At 42.5% G+C, this 18,198-nt stretch carries 15 protein-coding genes; 9 read left to right on the top strand and 6 right to left on the bottom strand.

Going from position 1 to position 18,198, the window contains the following annotated elements; all coding sequences use genetic code 11:
• Nucleotides 1–147 precede the first annotated feature (147 nt).
• Both speA and speB read left to right on the top strand, forming a co-directional pair.
• On the top strand, nucleotides 148–2,052 hold the full coding sequence (gene speA / locus Xedl_RS39085) for a biosynthetic arginine decarboxylase (RefSeq protein ID WP_074022979.1): 1,905 nt from the start codon (nucleotides 148–150) through the stop codon (nucleotides 2,050–2,052).
• A gap of 142 nt (nucleotides 2,053–2,194) precedes the next feature.
• Nucleotides 2,195–3,121 carry an agmatinase gene (gene speB, locus Xedl_RS39090; RefSeq protein ID WP_074022980.1) on the top strand — a complete coding sequence of 309 codons (927 nt, stop codon included), beginning with the start codon at nucleotides 2,195–2,197 and terminating at the stop codon, nucleotides 3,119–3,121.
• A 102-nt stretch (nucleotides 3,122–3,223) separates the two neighbouring features.
• On the opposite strand, the gene Xedl_RS39095 is transcribed toward speB, so the two are convergent.
• Nucleotides 3,224–3,967 carry a 4'-phosphopantetheinyl transferase family protein gene (locus Xedl_RS39095; RefSeq protein WP_244149677.1) on the bottom strand — a complete coding sequence of 248 codons (744 nt, stop codon included), beginning with the start codon at nucleotides 3,965–3,967 and terminating at the stop codon, nucleotides 3,224–3,226.
• Nucleotides 3,968–4,125: 158 nt separating this feature from the next.
• On the opposite strand from Xedl_RS39095, the gene galE reads away from it, so the two are divergent.
• From galE to Xedl_RS39115, 4 genes are all read left to right on the top strand, one after another.
• The gene (gene galE / locus Xedl_RS39100; RefSeq protein WP_074022982.1) at nucleotides 4,126–5,145 is read left to right on the top strand and encodes a UDP-glucose 4-epimerase GalE; all 1,020 of its coding nucleotides are present in this window, start codon (nucleotides 4,126–4,128) and stop codon (nucleotides 5,143–5,145) included.
• A gap of 64 nt (nucleotides 5,146–5,209) precedes the next feature.
• The gene (locus tag Xedl_RS39105) at nucleotides 5,210–6,289 is read left to right on the top strand and encodes a UDP-glucose--hexose-1-phosphate uridylyltransferase (RefSeq protein ID WP_074022983.1); all 1,080 of its coding nucleotides are present in this window, start codon (nucleotides 5,210–5,212) and stop codon (nucleotides 6,287–6,289) included.
• A gap of 34 nt (nucleotides 6,290–6,323) precedes the next feature.
• A complete protein-coding gene (gene galK / locus Xedl_RS39110) occupies nucleotides 6,324–7,478 on the top strand; it encodes a galactokinase (protein WP_074022984.1) in 1,155 nt (384 codons plus the stop codon).
• A 344-nt stretch (nucleotides 7,479–7,822) separates the two neighbouring features.
• Nucleotides 7,823–8,380 (top strand): Ail/Lom family outer membrane beta-barrel protein, encoded by a 558-nt coding sequence (locus Xedl_RS39115; RefSeq protein ID WP_074022985.1) that lies wholly within the window; start codon nucleotides 7,823–7,825, stop codon nucleotides 8,378–8,380.
• A 212-nt stretch (nucleotides 8,381–8,592) separates the two neighbouring features.
• Here the strand turns inward: Xedl_RS39115 and Xedl_RS39120 are convergent, their stop codons facing one another.
• Nucleotides 8,593–9,048 (bottom strand): membrane-associated Zn-dependent protease 1, encoded by a 456-nt coding sequence (locus tag Xedl_RS39120; protein WP_074022986.1) that lies wholly within the window; start codon nucleotides 9,046–9,048, stop codon nucleotides 8,593–8,595.
• A 35-nt stretch (nucleotides 9,049–9,083) separates the two neighbouring features.
• A complete protein-coding gene (locus Xedl_RS39125) occupies nucleotides 9,084–9,956 on the bottom strand; it encodes a lipase family protein (RefSeq protein WP_074022987.1) in 873 nt (290 codons plus the stop codon).
• A 382-nt stretch (nucleotides 9,957–10,338) separates the two neighbouring features.
• Here Xedl_RS39125 and Xedl_RS39130 point away from each other — a divergent pair, with 382 nt between their 5' ends.
• From Xedl_RS39130 to Xedl_RS39140, 3 genes are all read left to right on the top strand, one after another.
• The gene (locus Xedl_RS39130; RefSeq protein ID WP_074022988.1) at nucleotides 10,339–11,709 is read left to right on the top strand and encodes a pyridoxal-phosphate dependent enzyme; all 1,371 of its coding nucleotides are present in this window, start codon (nucleotides 10,339–10,341) and stop codon (nucleotides 11,707–11,709) included.
• A gap of 20 nt (nucleotides 11,710–11,729) precedes the next feature.
• Nucleotides 11,730–12,911 (top strand): trans-sulfuration enzyme family protein, encoded by a 1,182-nt coding sequence (locus Xedl_RS39135; RefSeq protein WP_074022989.1) that lies wholly within the window; start codon nucleotides 11,730–11,732, stop codon nucleotides 12,909–12,911.
• 206 nt (nucleotides 12,912–13,117) lie between these two features.
• Complete coding sequence (locus Xedl_RS39140) at nucleotides 13,118–13,381, top strand: peptide deformylase (RefSeq protein ID WP_244149678.1); 264 nt, start codon at nucleotides 13,118–13,120, stop codon at nucleotides 13,379–13,381.
• Here the strand turns inward: Xedl_RS39140 and mutH are convergent.
• The 3 genes from mutH to leuA form a co-directional block, all read right to left on the bottom strand.
• On the bottom strand, nucleotides 13,327–14,007 hold the full coding sequence (mutH, locus tag Xedl_RS39145) for a DNA mismatch repair endonuclease MutH (protein WP_074022990.1): 681 nt from the start codon (nucleotides 14,005–14,007) through the stop codon (nucleotides 13,327–13,329). The two genes, Xedl_RS39140 and mutH, sit on opposite strands and share 55 nt — an antisense overlap.
• A gap of 773 nt (nucleotides 14,008–14,780) precedes the next feature.
• Nucleotides 14,781–15,923 (bottom strand): 3-isopropylmalate dehydrogenase, encoded by a 1,143-nt coding sequence (gene leuB, locus Xedl_RS39150; protein WP_074022991.1) that lies wholly within the window; start codon nucleotides 15,921–15,923, stop codon nucleotides 14,781–14,783.
• Nucleotides 15,924–15,925: 2 nt separating this feature from the next.
• Nucleotides 15,926–17,515 carry a 2-isopropylmalate synthase gene (leuA, locus tag Xedl_RS39155; RefSeq protein WP_074022992.1) on the bottom strand — a complete coding sequence of 530 codons (1,590 nt, stop codon included), beginning with the start codon at nucleotides 17,513–17,515 and terminating at the stop codon, nucleotides 15,926–15,928.
• Between the last annotated feature and the right edge of the window lie 683 nt (nucleotides 17,516–18,198).

The following is an 18,198-nucleotide window of genomic DNA, read 5'->3' as shown; positions in this document are numbered from 1 at the left end:
TGTTTAGTACTCTCTAAACGTTCCTATAATCTAAGAGCATGCTGTTCCCTGACATTTTTTAATGCGCAAGATACGCACGATAAATAGTGTCTTGGGTTATTGACTTTACAGGTGAAGGCAAACCTCAACTCCATGAAGGAGACTGCCATGAATGATAATATCGCTCGCAAAATGCAACAGACCTATAACATCGCATACTGGGGTGGTGGCTATTACTATGTCAATGATCTGGGTAATGTCAGTGTTTGCCCAAACCCTGACTTACCGGGAGCTCAAGTTGAACTCGCCACTCTGGTGAAGAAAGTTCAGGAAGAAAAAGAACAGTTGCGTTTGCCGGCATTGTTTTGTTTTCCCCAGATTTTGCAACATCGCTTGCGTTCGATTAATGCCGCATTTAAACGTGCCCGTGAATCTTATGGGTATCAAGGAGATTACTTCCTTGTTTACCCGATTAAGGTCAATCAGCACCGCCGCGTTATTGAGACATTGGCAAATGCTGATGAACCGATTGGATTAGAAGCCGGTTCCAAAGCGGAATTAATGGCAGTGCTGGCTCATGCAGGCATGACGGGAACTGTGATTGTTTGTAATGGCTATAAGGATCGCGAATATGTCCGTCTGGCGTTGATCGGTGAAAAGCTGGGACACAAGGTGTATCTGGTTATCGAGAAGATGTCTGAAATTGAGATGGTACTGGAAGAAGCCAAGCGCCTGAATGTTATCCCGCGCTTGGGCGTTCGTGCTCGTTTGGCATCCCAGGGTTCTGGCAAGTGGCAGGCCAGTGGCGGTGAAAAATCTAAGTTTGGTTTGGCTGCTGCGCAGGTATTGCAATTAGTTGAAAGGTTGCGTTCAGCAGGGCGGTTGGATAGCTTGCAATTGCTGCATTTCCATTTGGGTTCCCAATTGGCAAATATCCGCGATGTGGCGACGGGAGTGCGTGAATCTGCTCGTTTTTATGTCGAGTTATCTAAACTGGGTGTCAAGATCCAGTGCTTTGATGTGGGTGGGGGTTTAGGTGTCGATTATGAAGGGACACGCTCTCAATCAGAATGCTCGGTTAACTACGGTTTAAATGAATACGCGAACAACGTTATTTGGGGGATTGGTGATGCGTGTGAAGAACATGGCCTGCCTCACCCAACCGTGATTACGGAATCTGGCCGTGCATTGACCGCTCATCATACGGTTTTGGTCTCCAATGTGATTGGGGTGGAGCACAATGAGTTTACTCAAACAACGCCACCGGCAGAAGATGCGACGCGTCCCCTGACTAGTTTGTGGGAAACCTGGCAGGAGATGCAATCCGACAGTAGCCGCCGTTCCCTGCGTGAATGGCTGCATGACAGCCAGTTTGATCTGCATGACGTCCATACTCAGTATGCTCACGGTATGTTGGATCTGTCAGAACGAGCATGGGCGGAAGAACTGTATTTAAATATTTGTCGCCATATTCAGCAAGATCTTGACCCAAGCAACCGTGCCCATCGTCCGATTATTGATGAATTACAGGAACGCATGGCCGATAAATTCTATGTGAATTTCTCGCTGTTCCAGTCAATGCCAGATGCGTGGGGGATTGATCAACTTTTCCCTGTTTTGCCGATTGAAGGTCTGGATAAGCCGCTGGATCGTCGTGCTGTTCTGCTGGATATTACCTGCGATTCTGATGGTACGATTGATCACTATGTTGATGGCGATGGTGTGGCGACAACGATGCCAATGCCAGCTTATGATCCAGAAAACCCGCCATTGATTGGTTTCTTTATGGTCGGAGCCTATCAGGAAATTTTGGGTAACATGCATAACTTGTTTGGTGATACGGCGGCTATTGATGTTTATGTTTCAGAAAATGGCGCAGTGACTTATAAGCAGAGTGAGGAAGGTGATTCGGTCGCCAATATGCTTCAATATGTCAAACTGGAGCCGCAGGTATTATTGACTCGTTTCCGTGATCAAGTGAAATCGGCCGATCTGAATGAAAATTTACGGGAACAATTCTTGCAAGAGTTTGAAAGTGGCCTGTATGGCTACACTTATTTGGAAGACGAGTAATCCTGGTTAGTCATTGAACTGCATTAATAGTCATTCTTGGTCATGTGTTTTGTATAATAGTGTAAATAAGCCTCTGTGTTACTTGTTACTGCCAATATTGGAGACGGGTAATGAGCCAGCATAGGACTTTTGAGGATATATCATGAGTGTTAGCGCCTTAGGAAACCAAATTGATAACTCTTTGGTTTCAAATGCCTTCGGATTCTTGCGTTTTCCATTGAATTTTCAACCCTATTCCAGTGATGCGGAATGGGTAATTACCGGTGTTCCTTTTGATATGGCAACATCGGGACGTGCGGGCAGCCGTCATGGGCCAGCCGCTATTCGTCAGGTATCGACTAATCTGGCGTGGGAAAGCTGCCGTTGGCCGTGGAACTTTAGCTTACGCAAGCACCTGAATGTGGTGGATTGCGGGGATCTGGTCTTTAATTTCGGTGATGCCCAGGATATGAGTGATAAGTTGCAGGCACATGCTGAAAAGGTACTGGCATCGGGTAAGCGTATGCTGTCTTTTGGCGGTGATCACTTTGTTACTTTGCCACTGCTACGAGCTCATGCAAAATACTTTGGTAAGATGGCGCTGATCCATTTTGATGCCCATACAGATACTTATGCAAATGGCAGTCAATTTGATCATGGTACGATGTTTTACCATGCGCCAAATGAAGGGTTGATAGATCCTCACCACTCAGTACAAATAGGTATTCGCACTGAACACGATGCAGATAATGGTTTTACTGTATTAGATGCAGGTCAGGTTAATGATCGCGGTGTTGATGACATTGTTGAGCAGATTAAAACGGTGGTTGGTGACTTGCCGATTTATCTGACGTTCGATATTGATTGCCTCGATCCGGCATTTGCACCCGGTACAGGAACGCCAGTGATGGGTGGATTGACGTCAGATCGCGCCTTGAAAATAGTGCGCGCCTTACAACCATTGAATATCGTTGGAATGGATGTGGTGGAAGTGGCACCGGCTTATGACCAATCTGAAATTACGGCATTGGCCGCCGCAACAATTGGACTGGAGTTGCTGTATTTGCAGGCATCGAAGAAAGATCTGTAATGCATTAATCTTGTCAGTTGTTTTTAAAGGCTCATTTAAAGGTGAGCCTGTAATTCAATCTGTTTTTATGCTCTTTCTTTCATAAAATAGCTCAATGTTCCATCACTGCACAATGTACGTCAACACTTGCTGCTGCGGCATTAAGGCAAAATTTCCGTGGAATTGCGAGCCAGCTCGATACTCATCAGATAATGTTTGCAGTAGTTTTATGCTTATAGCGTAATCTCTGCAATCAATTGACGTAATTTCAGCCGCATGGAAATCAAAGAAGCGTTTTACGTGGGGATAAAGTGCCTTAAACAGACTCTCCTTGACGGAGAACGCAAGAGTAAATACCTGTGTAAAAGGTAATGAGCATTCTGTCAGTAATTTCACTTCATTATCATTGATGATGCTCGATGAAACACTTTTGATGGTATCTGGTTTAATCTCTTGCTCGATATCTACGCCTATTATTCGGTAGTTATTGCAAGAAGCCGCAAAGGCAATGGCACAGTTGGTGGAATGAGAAATCGAGCCACAAATGTTGCCAGGCCAGATTGGGGAGCGATCTGGGGCATTGGTTACCTGAAAACCAGGATAACCCAAACGATTTAAAACTTGTTGAGTGCAATAACGAGCAGCCAGATATTCCGCACGTCGTTTATGTACTGCATTTTGTAACTGGCTTGGGTAGGTAATGCTACATTCGTTAAATAGCGCATCCCGATAGTAAGACAGATCAAAATACGTTTTTATAACTTGCAGGTCGGCATGTTCTGACAGCACACCGGCTTGTATATCTGTAAAAAAAGGATCATTTATGGTAGCGGTTTGAGCAAAGGTAAGGATAGAAGTAAAAGTCATTTTTTTCATCATGGTTTTTTATTATTGGCTGCGATTATTAGAGAGCAGATCAATTAAAAATGTTTATGATCTGATTTTGCCATATCTTAATTTTAGTTCACTAACGTGATAACTCTTTTTATACTCGTCGTTATTATCATTTTTGAAAAGAGGTTATTGTGGAAATATTAGTGACAGGTGGAATGGGATATATTGGTAGCCATACTTGTGTTCAAATGATTGAAGCGGGAATGACGCCGATCATCATCGATAACCTGTGCAATGCCAATCGTGAAGTTCTGGCTCGTGTTGAAGCATTGACTGGCGTACAGCCACTGTTTTATGAAGGGGATATTCGTGATGAATCCTTCCTTGATGCTATTTTTTCCCGTCATCAAATTCAGGCAGTGATTCATTTTGCAGGTTTGAAAGCGGTGGGTGAATCTGTCGCTAAACCTATCGAATATTATGACAATAATGTCAATGGAACGCTGGTGCTGGTGCGTAGCATGCGTAAAGCGGGTGTAAAAAGCATTATCTTCAGCTCATCTGCAACGGTATATGGTGATCCGGATGTTGTGCCTATTACTGAACAGTCTGCGGTAGGCAATACAACTAACCCTTATGGCACCAGTAAATATATGGTTGAACGCTGCTTGTCTGATCTCCATCATGCAGAAAATGATTGGTCTGTGGTGCTGTTGCGTTACTTCAATCCAGTTGGTGCTCATCCTTCTGGCACAATGGGAGAAGATCCTCAGGGAATTCCCAACAATTTGATGCCTTATATTGCCCAGGTTGCGGTAGGCCGTCGGGAAAAATTGTCTGTGTATGGAAATGATTATCCAACAACCGACGGCACTGGAGTGCGCGATTATATCCATGTTATGGATTTGGCTGACGGGCATATCGCTGCCCTAAATGCGGTTGGTAAGAAAGCGGGACTGCATATCTACAATTTGGGTACCGGAAGAGGTACCAGCGTGCTGGAAATGGTGGACGCTTTTAGTCATGCTTGCGGCAAACCCGTTCCTTATGAAATTTGTCCACGTCGTTCGGGAGATATTGCAGAATGTTGGTCAAGCTCGGAGAAAGCCGAGCGAGAACTAGGCTGGAAAGCAAACCGAACTATCGTGGAAATGACCGCTGATGCCTGGCGTTGGCAGTCTCAAAATCCCAATGGCTACAAAGCGAAGTAAGAAACAGCAAAAAATGTTTGGTTTTCTGTAAGGGGTGTGTGGTGAAAGCAAGGGGGTATCCAAGATGTCAAAGTTGCGATTCAATTTTGTTGATTGTCCACATAGGCGATATAACCCTTTGACGGGTAAATGGATTATTGTTTCACCGCACCGAACTGAACGACCGTGGAGTGGAATTGATGAAAAACCACTTCACGTTGCCTTGCCAAGTTATGATGAACACTGTTTTTTATGCCCGAATAATACCCGTGCTTCAGGTAATAGTAATTCAGATTATCAGGACGTTTATATATTCCAGAATGATTATTCTGCCTTGCTACCGGAGCGGTTTGATATTAGTCCTACCGATAACCCATTATTTAAAATTGAGCCAGTGAGTGGCGTTTGTCGGGTTCTCTGTTTTTCTCCTGATCACAGCAAAACATTGCCGGAACTGTCGTTGAGTCAAATCCGTCGTGTTATTGATACATGGAATGCGCAGATTGAGGAGTTGAGCCAGCGTTATATTTGGATTCAGGTTTTTGAGAATAAAGGAGAAATGATGGGATGTTCTCAACCCCATCCTCATGGCCAGATTTGGGCCAGTGATTTCCTGCCTGATGAGCTGGCACGTAAAGATGAACTATTGCGGCAATATTATTGTCAGCAAGGAACTAGTTTATTGGTGGATTATCTCGAAGCTGAGCGCAAAGATGGCGCCCGTACGGTAGTGGAAACTGAATATTGGCTTGCGGTTGTGCCCTATTGGGCGGTATGGCCGTTTGAAACGATGCTAGTGCCGAAAAATCCTATCCGCCGCATGAGTGAACTGACGGAAGCACAACGTGATGACCTGGCAGTGGCGATGAAAAAATTGACCAGTCGCTATGATAATCTGTTTCAGTGTGCTTTTCCCTATTCAATGGGCTGGCATTTTGCTCCTTTCTTCGAGCATCAATGCGATGACAATGCCATATCACACAAACACAATATTGATCACTGGCAATTACATGCACTGTTTTACCCGCCGTTATTACGTTCATCCAGCGTCCGTAAGTTTATGGTGGGTTATGAGATGTTGGCGGCAGCTCAGCGTGATTTAACGCCAGAACAGGCCGCCCAACGGTTACGGGATGTCAGCGACATTCATTTTAAGCTACGCTGATTTTCACGAGGAAACGTTTCTGGAGGAAAAAGAGATGAAAACTTTAATCCAAAACGTCACTAAATCTTTTGAGGCGTGCTTTAATTATTCTCCAACGCATTTTTTTCAGGCACCGGGGCGGGTGAATCTTATCGGTGAGCATACGGATTACAACAGTGGTTTTGTCTTGCCTTGTGCGATTAATTTCCAGACAGTAGTTGCCGCCGCTAAGCGTGGGGATATGCGTGTCAGAGTGATAGCTGTTGATTATCATAATCAGTGTGATGAGTTTGATCTTTGCCAGCCCATTCTCTTTCAGCCAGAAAAAATGTGGGCGAATTACATCCGTGGTGTGGTGAACTCTTTGGTGGAGAGTGGTTATGCGTTTGGTGGTATGGATCTCGCCATTAGTGGCAATATTCCACAAGGTGCGGGTTTGAGTTCATCTGCGTCATTGGAAGTCGTGGTTGGGCAAACCATTAAGTCGCTTTATCAACTCGATATTAGCCCCAAAATGATTGCATTGAGCGGGCAGCAAGCAGAAAACCAATTTGTCGGTTGCAATTCTGGCATTATGGATCAGTTAATCTCTGCTTGTGGGGAAGAGAATCACGCCTTGTTGATCGATTGCCTCACGTTGACAACACAATCTATACGTATGCCTGATCAAGTGGTTGTGATGATAATCAATTCTAATAAACAGCGTGGCCTGGTGGATAGCGAATACAACCTACGCAGACAGCAATGTGAAGAAGCCGCTCATTTGTTGGGAGTGAAAACATTGCGTGATATCACTCTTGAGGATTTCAATGCTAATCAAACGTTACTCGATACATTGCTCGCCAAACGGGCTCGCCATGTGATCAGTGAAAATTTGCGGACTAAATTGGCGGCTGATGCTTTAAATGCTGGTGATTTATTTCTCCTTGGTCAGCTTATGGCTGCATCTCATATTTCCATGCGTGATGATTTTGACATTACTGTCCGTGAAATAGATGTGCTGGTGGCGATTGTTAAAGATGTGATTGGCGATCACGGCGGCGTCCGTATGACAGGGGGGGGTTTTGGTGGTTGTGTGGTGGCGTTGGTTCTTCCTGATTTGGTGAAAAATGTCGAAAGGGCGATTGAGCAACAATACAAGGCTAAAACAGGTTTAAAAGCGGATATCTATCTTTGTCAGGCCACAAAAGGTGTAAGCCAACTGGAATAAGTAAAAGATATCCTGAACTGACTGTCACGGCTTTACAGACTGTGGGGAAAAGGTTGGGATGGATTTGCATTGTTACGGATCAATAGGATAGAAAAATCACGCGATAAATTTTTAGTGATTTTATGTCTAAGTGACTGATTATTTTCAATGTAATGGTAAAAATAAATAAATCGTGGGATGAGTTTCTTCACACGGTGTAAAGTGAAAGACAATAACTTATTGATTATTTAATAAAAATAGTCATTTGTTAGTGGTTGGATCACTTTTAAAGAATGTTTCGATTGTGTTCATATATTGGCTTGTATATATTATCGCAGGTTTATTATCACTATGGATTAATAATAATGAAGAAGACATTTTTAATTTCCGCAATTGTAGCTGGATTATCCATTACCTCATTGGCAGCTAATGCTGGTGAGCATACTATTTCTGCGGGATATGCGCAGAGCAAAATTAACATTGAAAACAATAACTTAAAAACAAGCTTAAAAGGTTTTAACGTTAAATATCGTTATGAGTTCAATGAGCAATTTGGCTTAATTAGTTCATTCACCCATACAGGTTATAACACTAGTTATGACGATCCACTTGGCTATCATGGAGGAAGCCTTGATTATAATTCTATAACAATTGGACCATCATATCGTTTTAATGAATATATAAGTGCTTATGCTTTAATTGGTGCAGGAGTGGGTAAAGCGTCAAACACTGAGCATATTAGAATTAGCAAATACAATAGCATCCTATCTTTTAATGATGATACCAAAACAGCAGTAGCTTATGGCGCAGGTGTGCAATTTAATCCATTGCCGAATGTGGCAATTGATGCATCATATGAATACACTAAATTAGATAGTATTAATCTGGGTACATGGGTACTTGGCGTTGGTTATCGTTTTTAATTTAGCTTACTAACCAAATATTGGTTTTTTAGCTAACCCTTTGCCTTAATTAAGTTCCGTTCACCCGACGGAACTTATCACTATATTAAGCATATCGCTTTCCCTGCTTTTACTTTCCCGCAAATCTTCTAGCGACAATAAAAATGTAGTTTTTCTGCTTTTCATGATGGTTTATTTTTGATTTTTGATAAACCATCATTGAGATGAGTTGGCTATATAGATTTATTGGCAGATGCAGATTTCCGGGCTGATTGACATGCTTTGCGCTCACTGGATTCGCGCTCTTGAATGATTTTTGCTGTTTCATCTATGGCGGGAAGAGGAAATCCCATATCATCATAGGCACCAAAACCAATTAAACGATAACTGTTTAGCGGAGTATTTATTGGGATACGAAATTCTTTTTTCTCCCCCGATGCCAAGGGTTCAAATGAATACACTGTCAGCGTACCTGGTTCACATTTAGCATTAAGGGGTAAAACAGCCAGATAGCCCCCTGCCACAGGTTGGTCGCCTTTGTTTTGCAGTGTGCCGCCTACAAAGAATTTGTCGTTGGCTCCTAATCCCATATGGAATAACAAATGTGCTTCCCCTTTTGCCCATAATGCAGGGGAAAACAGGCTGCCTGCCATTAATATTGCGCTGTATGTGTAACCACGCCATTTCATCTTTATGCTCCTGTTTGTCGATGATGAGTTCCCAACTATAAATTAATACAAGAATCAATATCACCGTATTTTGTGACTCTTTTGAACACATCTAAATCTAATCTGGCAATGTAGTCGATTAAATAGTGGCTACATAACGGCCCATCTGAAATATCTAAATTGGTTTGAGGTTTAAACTCGTTGATATAGTCCAATGAGGCATATCCCAGAATTTTAGGGGGCAGATGAGGTATGACATCATCGATATAGTTGAACACTGCAAAATTGCTAAAGTTTTGGGTGACGTGTTTGGAAAATTCTCCGTTTCCTGGCCTTGGGCAGGCAAATAAACAGGCCGAGTGATCGGCGGTTATAGGGCCAATTTCATACATCAGATAGGATGCAATTGCTGCGCCAAGGCTGTAACCGACTATCGTGAATTGATTATTTATCCCTAGAAATTGGCTAATCGCTTCAGCTAATTTGAGATTGCTGTAATCACGGTGAGATTCAGGCTCAATAGTAATCAGCTTCATTGAGTCATAGATGCTAAAAAACCCCATACTGACTTCTATCTTGGGGAAACGGGTCCACGGTGATGTAAAGTTAATCAGTCCATTATGGACATTTTCTAGCAAAATGGTGGGATCGGTTCCACGTATAGCAATAATATGCTCCTTTGGAGAATGGTTTTTTTCTGTCACTTTTTTTGCCACATAGCCAAAACAGACATGATCGGGCAATTCACCTTTTCTGGGTGTTACTGAGAAAGACAGATCATTGGCTGAAAGATACGCGATAACTCTCCATCCATCTTGTTCAATGCGCGGATCGGCTGGGGGAGTTGGGTTATTGTAGTACTGTTCATTCATTTTCGCTGCATATAACACGAATGCCGCAAAATTGGCGGCCTCTCTGTATGTATACATAGGTGCCTCTTTTGTTTGTTCTTTGTTGTTGAGGAAATGAGTTATTGAAATGTTTATTTGATGTAATTTAAGTGTATGCCATTTTATCGGATTTTCTGGATTAAGGAATATACAGATTGATTGATATTTTATTTAGATTGCAATGAAATTATTATTGTGAGGAGCTTATTTCCAATAACTCACTGTTATTAGAGTTTATTTATTATTAAATGATAAATAAATGAATTGGCAGTAAGTTTTAATTTATCAATATCGAATTAATTAATTCTCTTTGGTTATATGTAGTTTTCTTTTGTTCTTTCAAATTGATTGCTATGCAGCGTTATCCTTTCCCAATCTGAAAGTGTTATTTGCAAATTTTACCGATTATCAAGAGGCAAATATGGCAGCACCACGTTCGGTTCTTGAACTTATAGGGAATACACCGCTATTGGAATTGACGCATCTGGATACAGGCCCATGCCAGCTATTCATTAAGTTAGAAAATCAGAATCCTGGCGGGTCGATTAAAGATCGTGTTGCACTTTCAATGATTGAGCAGGCAGAAAAACAGGGATGGTTAAAGCCAGGGGGCACTATCATTGAAGCCACGGCAGGTAATACGGGAATTGGGTTGGCGTTGGTTGCCGCCATGAAGGGCTATAAACTCATTTTGGTTGTACCTGATAAGATGAGCAGGGAAAAAATTTATCACCTGCGAGCGCTGGGAACCGATGTCCGCCTGACACGCTCTGATGTCGGCAAAGGGCATCCAGAATATTACCAGGATTATGCTCTGCGTCTGTCGAAAGAAATCAGCGGGGCTTATTATATTGATCAATTCAATAATCCTGCAAACTCAGCCGCGCATTTTGCTACCACGGGGCCGGAGATTTGGCAGCAGATGAAGCAGCATGTCGATGCTATGGTCGTGGGTGTTGGCTCTGGCGGAACTCTGGGTGGCTTGAGCCAGTATTTTAAGGAAGTTTCCCCTCATACGGAATTTGTTCTCGCAGATCCTAAAGGTTCTATTCTTGCCGATTATGTTGAGCATGGTCACTATGACGAAGCGGGTAGTTGGTTTGTGGAAGGTATCGGAGAAGATTTTGTCCCGCCTCTTGGGGATTTTTCTCAGGTTCACCATGCTTATCGGATTACCGATGCAGAAGCGTTTACCTGCGCCCGTGATTTACTACTGACAGAAGGGATTCTGGCTGGTTCTTCTTCAGGCACATTGTTAGCGGCGGCGCTACGTTATTGTCGAGCACAGACAACGCCAAAACGTGTAGTGACGTTAGCTTGTGACAGTGGTAACAAATATCTGTCGAAGATGTTTAATGATTACTGGTTATTGGAACAAGGGCTTCGTTCACAACCACAAGAAAATAATTTGAGCGACTATATTACTTATCGCTATCAGGATGGCGCGACGGTTTCGGTTTCTCCGCAAGATACCTTGCAGATCGCTTATAGCCGCATGCGTCTGTATGACATTTCACAGTTACCTGTGATCGAGAATGATCAAGTTGTCGGGCTTATTGATGAATGGGATCTCATGCATACGATTCAGGCCAATTCACGTCATTTCTCGTTGCCTGTTACTGAAGCGATGACCAATCAGGTTCATACACTCAATAAAAAAGCGTCATTGGCGCAGTTAATTGCTACCTTTGATGCTGGTCATGTGGCTCTGATTGTTGATGATGACAATCATTTCCTGGGGCTTGTTACTCGTACCGATGTATTGAACGCATGGCGTCAACAACTCAATTGATCTCTTTCAGGAATAAATTAATGGCTAAATTTGATAAGACTAAGAATAAGATTAAATTTGATACACAAAGCGTTCATGCTGGTTATGTCCCTGATCACACGGGGGCTGTGATGCCCGCCATCTATGCGACATCAACTTATGCTCAGCCTGCACCTGGTCAGCACACGGGATATGAATATTCCCGTAGTGGAAACCCGACGCGTGATGTCTTAGAGCGTGCGATTGCAGAATTGGAGAATGGAACACGTGGTTATGCTTTTGGCTCTGGTCTGGCAGCCAGTTCGACCATTCTGGAGCTACTTGATAAAGACAGCCATATCATTGCGGTGGACGATCTCTATGGTGGGACTTACCGACTACTGGAAAAAGTGCGGCGCCGGACGACGGGTCTGAGAGTGACTTATATTGAAGCAGGGGATACTGCGGCATTGGAAGCAGCAATTGAGCCTGATACTAAAATGATTTGGGTAGAAACTCCTACTAATCCACTATTGAAATTGGCTGATTTAGCGGCGATTGCACGAATTACCAAGCGGCATAATATTATCAGCGTGGCAGATAACACGTTTGCTTCCCCTTATATTCAGCGTCCGCTTGATTTGGGTTTTGATATTGTTGTGCACTCTGCAACTAAGTATCTGAATGGTCATTCTGATGTTGTTGCTGGCCTTGCGGTGGTGGGCAATAACGCAGAGTTAGCCGAGCAAGTTGCTTTCCTGCAAAATTCCATTGGTGGCATTCTTGATCCGTTCAGCAGTTTCCTTGTTCTGCGTGGCATTCGGACATTAGCGCTGCGTATGGAGCGCCATATTGACAGCGCAGAGAAGATTGCACATTGGCTCGAACAACAACCACAAGTTGAGAAAGTGTATTATCCTGGCCTTGTTTCTCATCCACAGCATGAATTGGCAAAGCGTCAGATGCGGGGTTTTGGTGGCATGATCTCTATCGTGCTGAAAGAAAATGAAGACTATACGCGTCGGGTTATTAAGGCACTGCAACTGTTCACATTGGCGGAAAGTTTAGGGGGAGTGGAAAGTTTAATTGGCCAGCCATTTACGATGACCCATGCTTCTATTCCTCTGGAAAAGCGTCTGGCCGCTGGAATTACGCCACAACTGCTTCGTATTTCTGTCGGTATTGAAAATGCAGATGATTTGATAGCGGATCTGTCTCAGGCATTTGAAAATGCGAGTTTATAACAAGAAAATAAAATAAGAAAGTTAAGCTAATCAAAAATTAGGTTGTCACAAACATTATGCCAATTGAGATTTTTCGGTTGGCATTTTTTATTATTTCATTAACGCATATTAATTTAATTTTTAGTGGTTATTTTTACTAAATTTGGTTTGCTAATTTATTGGAAAATTCAGTTTTTCAAAGCAAGCGATTTTAATGATGAAAAGGAGTGGCGGATCAGGAGGGCTGTTTGTCAATACCGGGATATTACGCAGATATCGAGCGATTTGAAAAAGTGAAGATAGAAGCATTTGATCGGTTTGGTAAACCAATGACGATCGAAAGCGAAGATTTTCTGTCAATTGTTATGCAGCATGAAATTGACCATTTACATGGCATTATATTTATCGACAGGGTGGGCAACACTCAGTTTGATTTTTACAAAAAGAAATGGCGAGCTAATAACGGCGCTGTAAAGTTTTTTTTCAAATAAAAACCTCTGGGCAACGTCATAATTGGTTGGCCGTATTCTCCTGTTGCTTCCGTCAATGCTCGGCTATTGGCAGCTTTGGGGCGCAATTGTAACACTTCACCATGACGGGCAGTAATGCTCTCGACTTTGCCTAATACAATGAGATCCATAAGCTCTTCCCAATCGCGTCTCAACAACTCTTCTTCAATCGCATTCGGGCTCCACAGCAACGGCGAACCCACACGGCGTTCAGAAAGTGGAATACTTCTTTCCCCCTCAACGGGTATCCACAGGACACGGGATAATTTACGCCTGACGTGGCAGTTTTCCCAGGTGATGCCGCTATTACCGGTTAAAGGAGCAACACAGACAAAGGTAGTTTCTAATGGATAACCTTTACTATCCACAGGGATAGTTTTCAATTCGATACCGATATGTTCAAAATCTTGTTCAGGTTTACTACCCGCACTTGCCCCTAAATAGTATTCAAGCAACATACCAACCCAACCTTTATCGCGTTTTAAATTGGGGGGAATGGAGAGTTTGGCCAGTGCAGCTAGTTCACCCATAGATAAGCCCGCCAAAGAATGGGCACGATTGAATAGTTGTTGTTCGTTTTCAGGTGGTATCGGAGGTGTAAAGTACATGTTATAGAGTATATTTTTTACTGGTCAAAAAATGTTCGCACGGATTGCGTAAAATCATTATTAATTTATCATTAGCCTGAACTCTTTGATAATAGCATGATATAAAAGATCTTTTCATGGTTATTTCCTGCATTAAAAATAGACTCGTTATGATTGTTCACCTGTTCCCAAAGATAATAAACAGGATCTTACACCATGTTATCCACAGATTTATGGGATAAGTGATAAAAAGTGAGATCACTGGTTTGATTTACAGCGCTAATGAATGATGTTTTCTACAAAGATAGGCGATTTTTGTTTAACTAAAAGGCATATCCTGTGGATAAAATCATCTATGGTTAATGTTTGCTCAGTATGAGGAGGTCTAAAAATTTTCATCAGTGATATGCCATGTCAAAAGGGGTATAAAATATATTAATATATTGAAAAATAATAAATATCCATTTACTCCTATAGAGAGTGTAAAAATATGTAATAAAAGTATACCCGTTTTACCCCGCTCTTTTTCACATACATATCCACAGAAAAAGTGAATAAAATGGTTCTGGCCAGACAATAAATGTTTATAACTTTAGCTTTTCCTGTGAATTATCCGTCTGGAGACGTAATCCACGCAGATTTAACATCAACCCATCCAAAAGTGTTCATTTTTGCTCCTCACACGATGCGTTTATCCCCATAATTTGCACCAGCCCCAATTTTTGGGGAGTCATGATATTTTTTACCAGCCAGTAAGCTATGTTACTGGCTTTTTTAAATGGCTATGTTTCCCTTTACCAAACTTCTTCGGTGATATAACGTGCAATGATGTCGCCCATTTCATCGGTACTGACCGCTGTGTCATTACCTGCGAGATCTGCGGTACGATAACCTTGTTCTAAAGCGTGGCTGATCGCCCGTTCAATAGCATCAGCGGCATCAAGGTGTCCAAAGCTATAGCGCAGCAACAGTGCTGTGGATAATATCTGGGCTATTGGGTTAGCGATATTTTTACCGGCAATGTCAGGGGCTGAACCACCAGCAGGTTCATATAAGCCAAAACCTTTTTCATTCAGGCTGGCAGAAGGCAACATTCCCATTGAACCCGTGATCATAGCGCACTCATCGGATAAAATATCGCCAAAAATATTGGAGCATAATAGAACGTCAAATTGGGCGGGATTTTTGATCAACTGCATGGTGGCATTATCGATATACATATGTTCGATGGTAACGTCAGGATAATCTTTGGCGATTTTGCCAACGACTTCACGCCATAGCACGGAGCTTTGCAAAACATTCGCTTTATCAATCGAAGTGACCTTATGGCGGCGTTTGCGCGCAGATTCAAAAGCAATACGCGCTATCCGTTCTATCTCGAAACGATGATAAATTTCGGTATCAAAAGCACGCTCATATTTCCCTTCACCTTCGCGCCCTTTGGGTTGCCCAAAATAAATTCCGCCTGTCAGCTCACGGACGCACAAAATATCAAAGCCTTTGGCGGCAATATCATGGCGAAGCGGACAAAAAGATTCTAAGCCTGCATATAAGCGGGCTGGTCGTAAGTTGCTGAATAATTTAAAATACTTGCGCAATGGCAATAATGCCCCTCGTTCTGGCTGTTCGGCGGGTGGCAGATGTTCCCATTGCGGGCCACCTACGGAGCCAAATAGAATAGCGTCAGCTTTTTCGCAACCGGCAATTGTTTCTTGAGGCAAAGGCGTGCCATGACGATCAATAGCAATCCCTCCCACATCATATTCGCTGGTTGTGATACGGATATTAAAACGATGACGGATGGCATCCAACACTTTGTAGGCTTGCTTCATCACTTCAGGGCCAATGCCATCACCAGGTAAAACAGCAATGTGGCAATGCTGAGTTTCTTGTTTGCCTGGGATCGTGTCATTTGAAATAGATTGGCTTGAAGTCATGATTATACCGTTTCCTTTTTGTTGTTCCGATGAGCGTGAGTATTGCTGTTTTGGGAGATACGTTGTTTCTCTTTTTCTACTTGCTCTGCCTGCCAGATATTATTCAGAACATGGATCATTGCCTTGGCAGAGGAGCCAATAATGTCAGTTTCCAAACCTACTCCGTGGAAACGGCGGCCAAAACACTCCACGATAATGTCAACCTGACCGAGAGCATCTTTACCATGCCCCTTACCGGATAATTGATAAGAAATTAATTCCAGAGGGTAACCGGTAATGCGGTTGATAGCCTGATAGATAGCATCAACAGTCCCATTGCCCGTTGAGGCTTCAGATTTGATTTCATCTCCGCAGGCCAGACGAACGGTTGCAGTAGGTACAACATTAGAGCCTGACTGAATACTGAAATAGTCCAGACGGAAGTGTTCATGTTCTTGTTGCTGTTGATTGATAAACACTAAGGCTTCCAAATCGTAATCAAACACCTGTCCTTTTTTGTCTGCCAATTTCAAGAATGCCTGATACAGTACATCCAGATCGTAGTCACTCTCTTGATAGCCCATTTCTGTCATACGGTGTTTCACTGCGGCACGTCCAGAACGTGAAGTCAGGTTCAACTGGGTATCTTTCAGGCCGATGGATTCTGGCGTCATGATCTCGTAAGTTTCACGATTTTTCAGCACACCATCCTGATGAATGCCGGATGAATGGGAAAACGCATTACTGCCAACAACGGCTTTATGAGCGGGGATCGGTGTATTACTAATTTGGCTAACTAATTGACTGGTACGGTAAATTTCTTGATGGTTGATATTGGTATGCACACCTAACATTTGCTGGCGTGTTTTGATCGTCATGATCACTTCTTCCAGTGAACAGTTACCTGCGCGTTCTCCTAATCCATTGATAGTGCCCTCTATTTGACGAGCCCCTTCCTGAATGGCTGTAATGGAGTTAGCGACAGACATGCCTAAGTCGTCGTGGCAGTGGACTGAAATAATCGCTTTATCAATATTGGGTACGCGATTAAATAATGTACGTATAATGCCGCCAAACTGGTAAGGCGTTGTGTAACCAACCGTGTCTGGAATGTTGACGGTGGTTGCGCCCGCTTTGATGGCTTGTTCGACAATTTTGCACAAATTATCGATATCTGTACGACCGGCATCCTCACAGGAAAATTCAACATCATCGGTGTAGTTGCGTGCCCGTTTGATAGAGCGAACCGCCATTTCTACAACATCATCAAAGGTTCTTTTTAATTTATGTTCGACGTGCAGATTTGAGGTAGCCAGTACCATATGCAGGCGGAAGGCTTCAGCGACTTTCAGGGCTTCGGCCGCGACATCAATATCTTTGTCAACACAGCGGGATAAGGCACAGATACGACTGTTCTTGATTTCACGGGCGATGGTTTGAACTGATTCAAAATCTCCCGGAGAAGAAACTGGAAAACCCGCTTCAATAACATCAACTCCCAGCCTTTCCAGTGCATAAGCGATTTGCAGTTTCTCTTTCACACTCAGGCTAGCTTGTAATGCCTGTTCTCCATCACGTAACGTCGTATCGAAGATAATAACTTGCTGGCTCATGTTGTGCTCCTGTTAATTAGTTTGGTAAATGGGATTTATTTATTTTTGAGCGCCGGCAGGTAAAAAAAACCCGCGCATGGCGCGGGTTTTTATGTCTGATGTAGGTTAACTTATCCCTGTTTTTTACCTACCAGCATACCGCGCGCATTAAAGGCGATCATTAGTAGGCTTAGTAGAAGAACAGAATGAATCATGTGAGCTAACCTTTGTAAATTTGTTAATTTAGTTTTAATTGTTAATGTATTTTATAGATACTTTATCTAAAAAATAATGTCAAGCAGTATAAATACGAATTTAGCGTAGATTGTGCGAATTTTGGATTGTTTATTGAGCAATTGTTGAGTTGGGTGACTATTTTTTACATTTTTAGCGATGTTTTTATCTATTTTTTGTATCAATATATGGAGTAAAATCCTGCCCTGATGGATAATAAATGAGATGCCTGTTATTTTATACAGTCAACCTTATTTCTCTGGAACAAGGATAGATGGATGTTAACCACCGTGCTTTAGGTTAAGAAATCATAACCATATAGAATATTAATAAATTGTATTTTGATAGATTTGAATTTCATTATTGGCTAATTGTTTGCGGTACAAGTCATTAGTGTAATTTTAGTTATTGCTATTTATATATAAAAAATTAATATTTATTCCTATAAAAATATTACGATTACGTAGATA

It is taken from the genome of Xenorhabdus eapokensis, assembly GCF_001908105.1.
This window is presented reverse-complemented; position numbering and strand designations above follow the sequence as displayed.